This is a genomic window from Micromonospora sp. NPDC049060 (assembly GCF_040649055.1).
In the GTDB taxonomy this organism is placed as follows: Bacteria; Actinomycetota; Actinomycetes; order Mycobacteriales; family Micromonosporaceae; genus Micromonospora; species Micromonospora reichwaldensis.
Window position 1 is genome coordinate 1 of the sequence record NZ_JBEZEV010000136.1, and the last position, 11,372, is coordinate 11,372.

Annotated in this window: 6 protein-coding genes; 1 reads left to right on the forward strand and 5 read right to left on the reverse strand. The window is 69.3% G+C overall.

All coding sequences use genetic code 11. The annotated features are described in order from the left end of the window. Positions 1-589: 589 nt before the first annotated feature. The 5 genes from AB0B83_RS29045 to AB0B83_RS29065 form a co-directional block, all read right to left on the reverse strand. Positions 590-1,333, reverse strand: coding sequence for a hypothetical protein (locus AB0B83_RS29045; protein ID WP_357580832.1), 744 nt, complete (start codon positions 1,331-1,333; stop codon positions 590-592). 1,305 nt (positions 1,334-2,638) lie between these two features. Continuing rightward, on the reverse strand, positions 2,639-3,775 hold the full coding sequence (locus AB0B83_RS29050) for a TIGR02679 domain-containing protein (RefSeq protein ID WP_357580833.1): 1,137 nt from the start codon (positions 3,773-3,775) through the stop codon (positions 2,639-2,641). Continuing rightward, on the reverse strand, positions 3,772-8,106 hold the full coding sequence (locus AB0B83_RS29055; protein ID WP_357580834.1) for an SbcC/MukB-like Walker B domain-containing protein: 4,335 nt from the start codon (positions 8,104-8,106) through the stop codon (positions 3,772-3,774). Before AB0B83_RS29055 ends, AB0B83_RS29050 begins: the two co-directional genes overlap by 4 nt. Beyond that, on the reverse strand, positions 8,103-9,263 hold the full coding sequence (locus AB0B83_RS29060; RefSeq protein ID WP_357580835.1) for a TIGR02678 family protein: 1,161 nt from the start codon (positions 9,261-9,263) through the stop codon (positions 8,103-8,105). The genes AB0B83_RS29055 and AB0B83_RS29060 overlap by 4 nt, the downstream gene beginning before the upstream one ends. After that, positions 9,260-10,816, reverse strand: a complete 1,557-nt coding sequence (locus AB0B83_RS29065) for a DUF2397 domain-containing protein (RefSeq protein ID WP_357580836.1) — start codon at positions 10,814-10,816, stop codon at positions 9,260-9,262. Before AB0B83_RS29065 ends, AB0B83_RS29060 begins: the two co-directional genes overlap by 4 nt. A gap of 376 nt (positions 10,817-11,192) precedes the next feature. On the opposite strand from AB0B83_RS29065, the gene AB0B83_RS29070 reads away from it, so the two are divergent. Further along, the coding region (locus AB0B83_RS29070) for a transposase (protein WP_357580837.1) at positions 11,193-11,372 on the forward strand (180 nt) is incomplete at its 3' end.

The following is an 11,372-nucleotide window of genomic DNA, read 5'->3' on the forward strand; positions in this document are numbered from 1 at the left end:
CGGCCGGGCCGGGCGGTGCGGGGCCGGTTGCGGCCACCGGGGGGGGGGGGGGCGGGCGCGGCCCGCTTTGCGGGCCGCCTTGAATGCAGATAGCGAACGACTCGGCAGGCATCCCGCATTAACGCTTCAAGACTTGACCAGCGGTCAAGGAGCGCTACCGGGCAGCGCACTTGACCGAAGTGGTCCCCAGAAACCCAGGAAGGCCGACTCGATTACTCGAATCAGCCTTCTGACCTGCGATAACACCTTGTCGGGACGGCCGGATTCGAACCGACGACCCCTTGACCCCCAGGACGCTTCGCCACACGTCCACGCACGTCACGCACGCTATCCCCAAGATCAGGCCGCGCGGCCGACGTCATGCCGTCCACCATCACGCAGACCGTGTGGTCCCCGCCTGGTCCCCGCGCGAAGACCAGAGGTGGGGCGGCCCGCAGGGGTGATGACCGCCCTGTCTTGCTGTCGGCTAGCCCGTTGCCGCTGACCTGCTTGACGGCTGACGTCGCTCGTAACTCTTGCACGTCGGCGGTCTACGGATCGCTTTACCGACGGTGTTTAGGGTCGATCCCAGGCACCTATCCGGGGCCCACTACCAGAGCTGGTCCTGCCCGTGATCGCCACCGCGGGCTGCGGGAAACGGCGTAGGCCAACAATCAAGCGGCGAACCCGCAGGCGCTTGGAGGTGGTTGACGTACTGGCGAACGACAGGGTTTAGGTCCCGGAGATCTCGTTTCTGCGAGACCAACCCAAACCAGGCGACATTCTCGATCCAGTACCGGTAGACGAAGTGCTCGAAATCCGGTGCCATCCACCGAACGTCCGCCAAGAAACTTGCCGGCGCAATCTTCACCGGTTCGTCGTCCGCAGCTTCATAGCGTGAAGCGCTACCCACCACCGGACTCAAGCCGTCGGAGCCCAGGTATAGGTACCAGTAGCCGCAACCCTGCTGATCCTTCATGAACCTCAACATGAATGCGTGGTCCTCGATGGGGCTGGCCACCAGCCGCGGCGAGTTCTCCCACTCGCAGGCCGTGCACGACGGCACGGAGGCCTGAAGGACACTGCTCGCCATAAACCGCTCGAACGCTGCCGGCAGAGCAAGGCCGTGCCACGCGAGACGTCGGTTGAGCGCGTCAAGACCACCGAGAGGCACCGGACCTGGTGCCATGTAGAACGACCCGCGTCCCGCCGCCTCGGGGATCAGCCAGTCAAAAGTCCCGTTGAGCAGCTGTTCGGGCAGCGGCGGCAGCTTGCCATACGTCTCGTCGTTGTAGACCTCACCAAGCCCATACGGTCCCTGCCCGGTCGCTCCCCATGCGCGCGAGAACCTCACCGCTCATCACCATCGCGCTCTGCCAAGTCGTGCGCCATTTGGGCAGTGTGCCAGTAGCGGCGGAACTCTGAGGAGGGCAGGGGGCCGCCAGCAGGCCGGGCCAGCCGGGCCGGCACGGCCCGCTTTGCGGGCCGCCTTAATCCAGAGAACGAATAATTCGGCGAATGACCCGGGTAGCTACCTGAAACTTGACCAGCGGTCAAGGAGCGCTACCGGGCGGCGCACTTGACCGGCGTGGTCCCCAGAACGCCAAAGAGGGCCGACCCGATGTCCGGATCAGCCCTCTGACCTGCGTCGGGACGGCCGGATTCGAACCGACGACCCCTTGACCCCCAGTTGGCAACGATTCTGTCACGACGTGCCGGAACAGCTCGATACATCCGCATACCCGGACAGAACGGCAGTGCGCATCACGTCTCAATGTCATCTCATGCCGGCCGCTCCTCCCCTGGCGGGCCGCCGCCGTTACCGGATCCGTTACGGCGGACGGTCAAGGACCCACCCTGCCGCCCTGTCCAGGCTGCATTGTTGAGGAGAAACACCGCTTGCAGCGCGTCCTAGGATAGAGCTGTTCAGGTGCTAGCGGCGGCGCTGCCGCCAGTTTTCTGGGCGACGCGGGTTCCTCGTCGTAGTCGTCCTGCGCAGGGCGGGCCAGTGTCACGGCCGCCACAGTCCCGTCCGCACGGCAGTTAGCAGTTAGGCGTGGCGAGCATCAGCTGCGCCAGCGACTCCTCGATCGTGACCAACCGATCCGCTGCCACCGCCGCATCCAGCCGAGCTGTCGTACCCCCTCCCCCGCAGGGCCGGTTCCCGGTACGCGTCGGCGATGAGCGCGAACAGCGCCGCCTCGGCGACCCAGTCCTCGACGCCGAAGTCGAGGTCCACCACCACGAACCTCGCGCCGGGCCGAGGTCGACCCACGGCTCGTCCTTGACGTAGTGCAGGATGCCGAGGCACACCCACGGATTCACCAGCCGATACCAGTACGTCGGCGTCGACTTGGCCAAGTGCTGCCAGCGCGACGTATCCGGCTGCCATAGGAGTTCATGTCGGAGGGGCGAGCCTAACCCCAACTACATGATCAGGATTGCTGGCGACCTGCAATTGTGTTAACCGTTAGCCCCATGTCTGCAGTGCCCATTCGGCACCGAATGAGGGTTGCGTTATACGCCTTCCTCGTTCAGCCATTGGGCGATCAGCACAACTGTCAGGCAACTGGCCAACGCAGCGGAGACGCTGCCGCGCGCGGTGAGAGGATTGGAGACGGCCACCCAGCGTATGAGCCAGTTCATGTAGGAGCCGCGGCTATGCCGGTCCGCGGCCGGGAGCCAGGTCCGCTAGGAGCTCGTCGAGGCGCGCTTCCTCGTAGATGCCGTTCGCGTCCGGTAGCCATTCTGTCGCGGTGGTGAGGGTGAGTAGTTCGGTGAGGAACTGCTGCCCAGCCTTGTCCCGGTCCGCGGTCGCCAGGAGCCGCGTTCCGGCCGCGGCGAGGCCGCGCAGCAGCATCCAGGCGGCGACCGACGGCCGGCCGTAGATGCACACCAGCGGCATCCCGGCTGCGCCGTGCCGGTTTGCGGCGGCTTCGACGATCGCCGGGTTCTCACAGACGCGCACCACGACGGCCGCATCGGTCGGGTGCCACCGGCCGCGTAGCGACCGGGCTGTCAGCCACACCGGTTCCCCGCAGCCGGCACCGGCGGTGGCGATCGCCGCGGCGGGCGACGGGCCGGTCAGCCGCAGGTTGAGCACCAGCACCGTCGACGACACCTGGTCGCAGAGGATCTCGCGTTCGGCCCATACCGCACGCCAGCGGTCCCCGGTCAGTGCGTGCTTGGCGGCCTCGGCCGGGTCGGTGGGGGCGTCGGCGGCGGCGAGCAGGCGGGCAGCGGCACGGCCGAGCTCCGCGTCGCGGTCGAGGGCGTGGGGGTCCTGGAACAGCTGGTTCGCGAACTCCGGTAGCGGCCGGCCGTTGCCAGGCAGCGCCTGCCACAGCCGGGCCAGCGCCTTGGCCCGGCCGGGGATCGGCGCTGCGCGGCGTTCGAGCCAGCGGCGTTCCCGCGCGAGGTCGACCGCGTGGGCGGGGATCCCGGCGTCGGTGAGTTCCTGATAGGCGCTGTCGACGGCGGCTTTCGCGTCCGCGGCCTTGCGCGCCTTTTCGGCGGGCCGGTCGTCGAGGTCACCGCCGAGGCGGACCAACAGAGCGGTCAGATCGTCGCCGGCACGGGTCAACGCGGCGGTGAGCCTGCCGAGTTTCACCGAGTCGCCGGAGGAGTTCCATGCGAGGCCAAGAAGCTTGGCGACCTGGGCGCGTTCCGTCTTGTCGAGGTCGACGCGGACAGTGACCGCAGGCCCGGTATGGCGCTCCTCGACCAGCAGCCGGGCGGCTGCAAGAACCTTCGCCGGCCCTGCCAGCTGTGCCCACGCGTCCACGGCCGCGGTCACGCCAGCACCTCCTCGCCCGACTCAGCGGTAGAGAACAGGTCCGGACCGGTGTACGCGTCCGCAGGCCGGGCCGGGCGCAGTACGGTGGCGGAGACGTCAGCAACCGCGATGATCTGCAAGGTCCGCCCGGCCCACAGGGTCAATGACAGGTCGACGCCGGGCAGCGGTGCGGGCGCCCGGGCGATATGCCAGATCGCGGCGGCGGGTACCTGCGCAGACGCGACCAGCGTGGCAGGCCCGGCGACGAGAAAGTCCAGGTCGAAGTCGACGAGCATCCGCATCATCGTCGTTTGGTTCGCCAAGTCGACGCCGACAAACGCCTCGTCGAGCCACAACGGGCGCGGGGAACGCGGCGACTCCGAGTACAGGGTGACCAGTGTCGCGAGCAGCGGCTGCAGTAGCGTGACCGCCTTACCGCCGCCGGAGTCGACCGTGTGTTCCTGCTTCGTCAAGGGCTGCCAGCGGACCGGATCGTCGGCGTGCCCGGCGATCCGGAACTCGCATACGACGTCGAACCAGGCGCGGTAGTCGAGCAGCCCGGCAACCCGGTCGATCCATTCGTCCACGGCGGACTTCCCGTCGCCTTTCCCGTCGTCGGCGGGCAGGTCGTGGGCCTGCTGCAGCCGGTCGGCGAGGAAGAGCCGGATCTGGTCCTGCGCGGTCTCCGAGGCGATGACACCGTCTTCGATCGCTTTGAGGATCTTGTACCCGGCGGCATGCTCGGCGGCGGGGTGGCGCCGCAACCGCAACGTCATCCGGTCCGCACCGGTCGGGTGCCGCGACAGCACGACGTTGACCTCGTCGAGCAGGTCGATGACGGCTTTGAGCCGGTCGGCGAGATGGTCGATGAACGTCGACGACAGCAGCTCGGTGTACATCACGTTGAGTTTTTCGTCGTGGCTGTCCGACAGCTCGGCGACCAGGTCATCGAGCTGCCGGATCGCCTCCGCGGGGCTGAGCTGCTGCCCGGAAGCGTCCACTGTCATGACCACCTGCGGCAGCGGCCGGCTGTCGTCGGCCTCGATTACCGACACGGAACGGCCACCGGAGGCTTCCAGCAGCGCCTGCAGTTCGGCGACCTGGTTCCCGACGATCCTCGACATCAACTGACTGACTCGCACTGTCTTCTCCGCAGGCGGGGCAGGCCAGTTTGCCGGCCGCAGCGTCTGCGCCGCGGCCTTCGCTTGGGCGAGCGCGTCGCCCAAGTCACGGCCCTCTCCGACCTGCAGGTTGCGGGCCGCGGCGAGACCGGCATCGACGGGCACCCACCAGCCGCTGTACGCGGTGCCGCGAGCACGACCGGCGGCCTCCTGCTGCCCTAGCGCCTGTTCCCAGTCGCGCTCCGCCGACGACGCGATCCCGACCAGCCGTTTACCCTCGTCGTGACTGCGCGCGATCGACCTCTTCAACTCGTCGATCTTGTCCTCGAACGTCTTCTTCCGCGTGAACAGCTCCTGGTCGTCCCGGTCGATCGACGCTTCGGCCTCCGCCGCGCTCTCCGCGGCGACGGCGGCCTCACCGGCGAGGTCACGCGCCGTCTGCTCAGCGATGCCGAGCCGTTCGGTAGCAGTGGTGACGGCGCCGACCGCCGCGGCGACCGACCGTTGCGCACCCTGCTGCTCCTGCAACGCCAGCCGCAGGCCCGACACCGCCTCCGCAGCCGTGTCGATGTGCCCGGCCACCGCCTCCAACGCCTCGGCGGCGGCGGGCAGGTCATGCTCGGTGGCCAACGCCACCACGGCGGCGTTGGCGTCGTCGGCGACCGCACGCAGCCCCCGGGCGTTCGCCGCGGCCTCCACGTGCAGCAGCTGCGCCCGGTCGCGTTCACCGTTTGCAGTGGTCAACGCCGCACCGGCACCGGCGACGTCCGCGTCAGACGGCGCGTCCTGCGCCACGTCGCGCAGCCCGGTGACCTGCCCGGCGAGGTCGCTGGCCTCTGCGGTGAGCCGGGCGGCGACGGTACGCTCGCGTTCAGCGCTCTGCCGCATTTCGCTGATCTGACGGCGCCTGGCCGCAGCACGGGCAGCGGCGCCGATGAGTTCCGCACCGTGGTCTGCGCGCCCGGCACGGCCATGCAACGACGCAGTCCGGAACCGGCCATCCGCAGCGACACCCACCGGCCCGGCCAGAGAGCCGTCGCCGCTGGTGTAGCCGATGCCGGCCAGGATCGCGGTGACCGCCGCGGTCAGTTCACCTGCGTCACCGGCGGGGGTGAGGATCGCCGCGAGCGTATCCCCCACAGCGGGGGCGGGGGTGGGCGGGTTGATCACGACGTCGTCGCCATCGCGGCCGGCAACCCACACACCGTCGGCGTTCACCCACGCGTCGAGGAGCCCAGCCGCGGCCAGCGCCGCCTCGACACGATCGAGCACCCCTGCGTCGAGGTCCGGGGCCGGGTCGATGAGGCGCCACAACGGCGCGCCGCCGGACGGCGCCTGACTGGGTCGGGTGCGGCGGACCCATCCGGACGGTGGCGGCGGCTGCGGGTCCCCGGCCTGCTCCAGCGTGTCAGCGTCGCGTTCGGCGGTGATCGCCCGGCTGGTCGCCGCGGCCGCTTCGGCTCGCAGCTGCGCCGCCTGCTCCGCCAGCGGCACCACCTTCGGCTCCAGCCAGTCGCGGGTCAGCAGGCTGGTCAGCACCTGCCGGGGTCGCACGGTCGCGGCTTGGGCGGTGACCTGCTGCAGCCACTGTTCCCGGACAGCGGCCGGCGGCGCGTCGCCGCCGAGGCGGGCGGCCCACCGTTCGAGGTCGTCGAACAGGTGCTGCAACGCCTCCGACAGTTCGGTGGCCGCCCGGGCCGCGGTGTTCTGTCGGTCGGTGAACTCGGCTTTCCTCGTACCGGCGATCGTGTCCGCGAGCCGCCATGCTCCGGCGGCGTCGGCCGCGATGCGCAGCAGGCCGCGCAGGACACCGACCTGCCGGCGCCGGTCGGTGACCGCGGCGTCGAGACGGTCGACGTCACCGCCGCTGGCCCATCCGGCCGCAACCGGACCGAGACCGGCCGCCTGCCCCGCGGCGGTGGCATGCCCAGCAGCGGCATCGACCGTGTCGCTAGCGGTGGACAGTGTGGTGGCGGCCCGCTGCTGTGCAGCCTGCGCCTGATCATGCTCGGACTGGGCGCGAGTCAGCGCCTGCTGCGCCTCGCTGGCGTGCCGGGCGGCGAGGGTGGCTGCCTCCCGCGCCCGGCGCGCGTCGTTCGCGCGGCCGATCGCATCGCCGTACGCGCTCGAGTGCAGCAGTTGGCTGTAGCTGCTCTGCGCGCGCTCGAGACCGGTCATCAGTTCGGTCGTCCGGCCGGACTCCGCGGTCAGATCCCTCCGGGCCTGACCCAGGGCGCCCTTGGCGGCGGTCACCGCCTGGTCGGCGCGGTCGCAGGCAGCAGCCGCGTCCAGCAGCGCATCAGCGTGCAGCCGCAGGACCGCGTCCGCCCACGGTCGCCACGACCGGTTGACATACCCGGTGATCGCGGTGCGGGCGGCTTCGGCGTCGTCGCGGTCACGTCCGAGTTGCTCCACCTGCTGCCAGCTACCGGCGAGCTCGGCGACCTCGTCCTTATCGAGCGCCGGCAGCGCGGATCTGATCTGCCCGGTGAAGAAGTCGGCGTCTAGGACCTTGCCGAGGTTCGGTGTCCGCAGCGAGCGCAGCATCGTCAGAACCGTTTTGTACCGCTCAGGGTCGTCGATTCCGAACAGCTCGCTCGCCACATACCCGGCGTACGCCTTCCCGCTGGGATGAACGGTGGCCCCGTCCACGGCGGCGACGTGTTTCGGCTCGTAGGCGGCCTGCCCGGCGGCCAGCTCTATGCCGGCACGGACCCGTGCCGTACCGCGGCACGTGATCCAGCTGGTGGTGATGTCCTGCACGCCACGTTTGGCCTGGGCATACAGCAACAGGGTGAAGAACTCCGCGGTACCGTCCTCACCTGTGCGGCCGTACTCGACCCACACCCAACCGCGGTTCGTCGACGCTGACGTGTCGCGCCGGTCCTTCGGCTGCCCGCTCGGTTCGACGTAGTAGCGAAAGCGTTTCCCGGACTCGCCGAACGTGTCGATCAAATGCCGGCGAGTCTCGCCCTGCAGCATGATCAGCGTCGTCAGGGTCATCAGGGTCGACTTGCCGGACTGGTTCTGACCGACCAGCTGCGCCCGGCCGTCGGCAAACCAGTACTCGGCGACGTCGAACTCCCACATGTTCACCGCGCCGCCGCGCAGCGGCATCCACCGGCTGCGGTCCGGGTTCGGCAGGCCCCCGGCGGTGACAGCGTCACGCCAGGCGGCCAGATGCTCGTCGGTGACGTCCGGGCCGGGCCGCGCAAGAAGGTGGTCGGTCATCGGGCGGCCTCCGCAGGATCGGTCAAGGTCACATCCGGGTCGCGGTACCGGCCGGTGACCGGCGACAGAACCCAGCCCCCGGCTGCAGTGACCTGCAGCAGACCGAGCTCGGTCAGCCTCGCCTGCGCGTCGGCGCGCACGGTTCCCGGGACGGTCTTCTGCAGCTTGTTCATGTAGTCGCCACGCCAGCACAGCAGATCCTCGGCGACCTCGTCGACCTGGCCACTGGTGAGAGTGACGGTCCCGTCGTCATGACGGGTACCGTCACGGCCAGCGATGTCGGCCATTAGCAACGCCACCCAGTCCGCGGCTTTCGCCCGGGGCCAGTCAACAACGGTCGCCGGCACCCGCTCGTCGTCGGTGAGGGTCAGCAGCAACCCTTCGGTCCGCGCTTCGACGGTCCCGCCGGTCATCTGCGCCAGGTCGGCGGCGCGCAGGCCCCGCTGTTTACGTAGCAGCTCCGCATCGGCGGCGTCGAGGTCGGCATACAGCACCGCGGGAGTCTCCAGCAGGGCACGCAACTGCCGGACCGTACGGGCCGCGGCGACGGTCTCGTCGTCGTCGGACTCCGGGTTCAGCGCCAAAGCCAGCGTGTCCGGGCTGGTCATTAGCAGCAACGCGTCCTTGTCGACCTCGTACCCGGCACCGGGACCGTCGCCACCCTCGATCCAGTCGTCGAGCATCCGCTCGTCGCTGGTCCGCCGCCGCAGCACCCCGAGACCATCGAGGTACTCGGCCGACGAGCGCAGCATCCGCCGCTGCGCCCGATCGTCCGGGTCGTAGGCGGTGACATGCACGCCGGGAGTGGCACACAAATCGCGGACCATGTCCGACAGCCGCTGCAAGGTGACGGTGCCGTTCACCTCCTCGCAGCACGCGGCCAGGCAGCAGATCAACGCCAGAAGACGCCGCCCAGGCGCATCCGCCGGCTGTGGCGGCAGCGCCACGAGACCGCCGATCGGGACCCGGATCAACCGGACCGCGCGCCCGAGACGCTGGATCCGGTACCCCGTACGGCGGGCATGATCTGTGACCTTCTGCAGGTTCTGCAGCACGAGTCGGTACAACGGCGGATTCGTCGACGCGGTCACCAGCGGCTGGCCGAGCAGACCGACGAACCCACGCTGTGCGTTACGAATCGCATCAGAGGTGATCACGCCGACCCCCACGCCGCAGCCACGTGCAACCGCAGGTCCGGGTGAACCAGCCGCCCGGCAGTAGCCGGCACCACCGCAGACGCGGCACCGCAGACCGGTTCAGCGCGAACACTCCACCGGCCGTCGCCGGTCGTCACCTCCCGCACACCAGCCGCATCCGCACTCACGGACGCAACCGTCGCCAGCAGCATAAGCAGCATCTTCAGCTCCGGGTCGCTCACCTCACCCCACTCTGAAAGCAGCAACCCAGAACGGGCCAGAATCGCCTCCTCGGTCCGGGCCTGCGCATGCTGCTCCCGCCGGTTACGGTCACGGGCCGCACGCCGGTTCTCCCGATGATCAGGAATCCGCGACGCCGTCCCCGTCGTCGCCTTCGGACCCTGCTTCCGCAGCCGCGCCTCGACCGACACCGGATCCGCGTCCCAGAAACTCGACGCTGCGGGATTCCCCGCCGGCACCGGAGCAGCCCCCGGCAGATGCACCGCGGAGTACAACCCAGTCGCCGTACACCACAACCGCCACGCAGTCGCATCATCCGACGCCGCCTCGAGCCGGCCGGCGAGCATCAGCAGCTCCGCGCGCCGCGACACGTGCCCACCGACCGCGGCGAGAGTCCGCTGCCCCCGTAGCAGCGGCTGGATCGTGTTACGCATCTGCCGCCGCAGCCGGCGGGCCTGACACTGCGGCCCGTCAAACCAGGCGAGCAGCGTGGCAAGGGTTTTGCGATACGACCCGGCCAGCTCAACGATCGCCGCGTCGTCGGCGTTCACACCGAGGCTCCGGACCGCGATACGCCGCCACACCGCATCTGGCAGACCCGCTAGGACGACGACGTGCTCGGTGATCGACTCGGAGTGCGTGTCGACGCCTGCACCCCACATGTCCACGTAACGACGCAACGTCTCCTGAACGATCGCGATCTTCTCCGGCGTGGGTGTCCCCGCCAGCGCACCGGCGAGCCGCGACTGCCAGCCCGCTGCAGCACGCGCCATCGCCTGATACGTGTTCTCGATGATCGAGCAAGCGGACGCCGCACCGGCCGGGTCCGCGGTCGCGGTCTCCCGCAGCACCGCCAGGTTCGCGGTCAGCACTCCCGGCGCGAGCGTCGCCGCCGCTCCGGAGGCGAGATCGTACCCGAGCTGGGTCACCGCCCGATGCAGCTGCGCCGCCGTCTCCGTCAGCTGATACCGGTCGAGGTCGCGAACAAAGTCGGCGTCCCGCAGCGCCTTGTCCTGGAACCGGTGGATGACACCCCACCGTTCCAGGCTGACCATCCGCTCCTTGAGTTCGAACCCAGGCTCGTCGATCAACACCGGGTCGGCGCCGCGCCCGCTCAGGTACGCGCGCAACAGCAGCGGCAGATCCGCGGCGGGCACCCCGGTCAAGGTGTGCTGCTGCTGGTCCAGGAGAACATCGACGACCACCCGGTACTGCGAGGCATACTTTCCGGTCAGATACGACGCTTCGATCAGCCCACCCGGCAGCCCGGCCAGCTGCCACAAATCCGGGCCTGAACCCGGATCACGTTCACCGTCCGATTGCTCCGACCGCACCCTGAAGTCCTCCCGCCGATCCCGCCCAATACTTCGGCCGTCACCGCCAGCGAATCGTAGGACAGAGGGTCCGGTCGCAGGCGCGCGGGCGAACCGGAAGCATAGACGCCGGATCTGACATCCTTCGCCTGTCAGTGGACCCCTTGGGCGGGCGTGAGGACTCATTCGCTGGGACAAGCCGCACGGGGCAGAAGCACGTTTGCGCCAGGAGACCGCCCGTCACATCCTGCCGGTATTGCGTCCCCGTTTCCTGGACGGCGCTGCCCCTCACTCCCCTGCTAGCTCTACTCCTGCCCGGCTTCACTAAAGGGTCTGCTGCACCGATAGGTGACATCTGAGATGGCTTGCCCTGCGGGCGGGCTGGAAGGATGTCGCTGTGCCCAAGCCCTACCCCCGAGAGTTCCGCGATGACGTGGTGCGTGTCGCTCGTGACCGCGAGGCGGGAGTGACGGTCGAGCAGGTCGCCAAAGACTTCGGGCTCCACCCGATGACGCTGTTCAAGTGGCTGCGTCAGGCCGACATCGACGCCGGCGCCACGCCGGGGACGGCCGGCAGT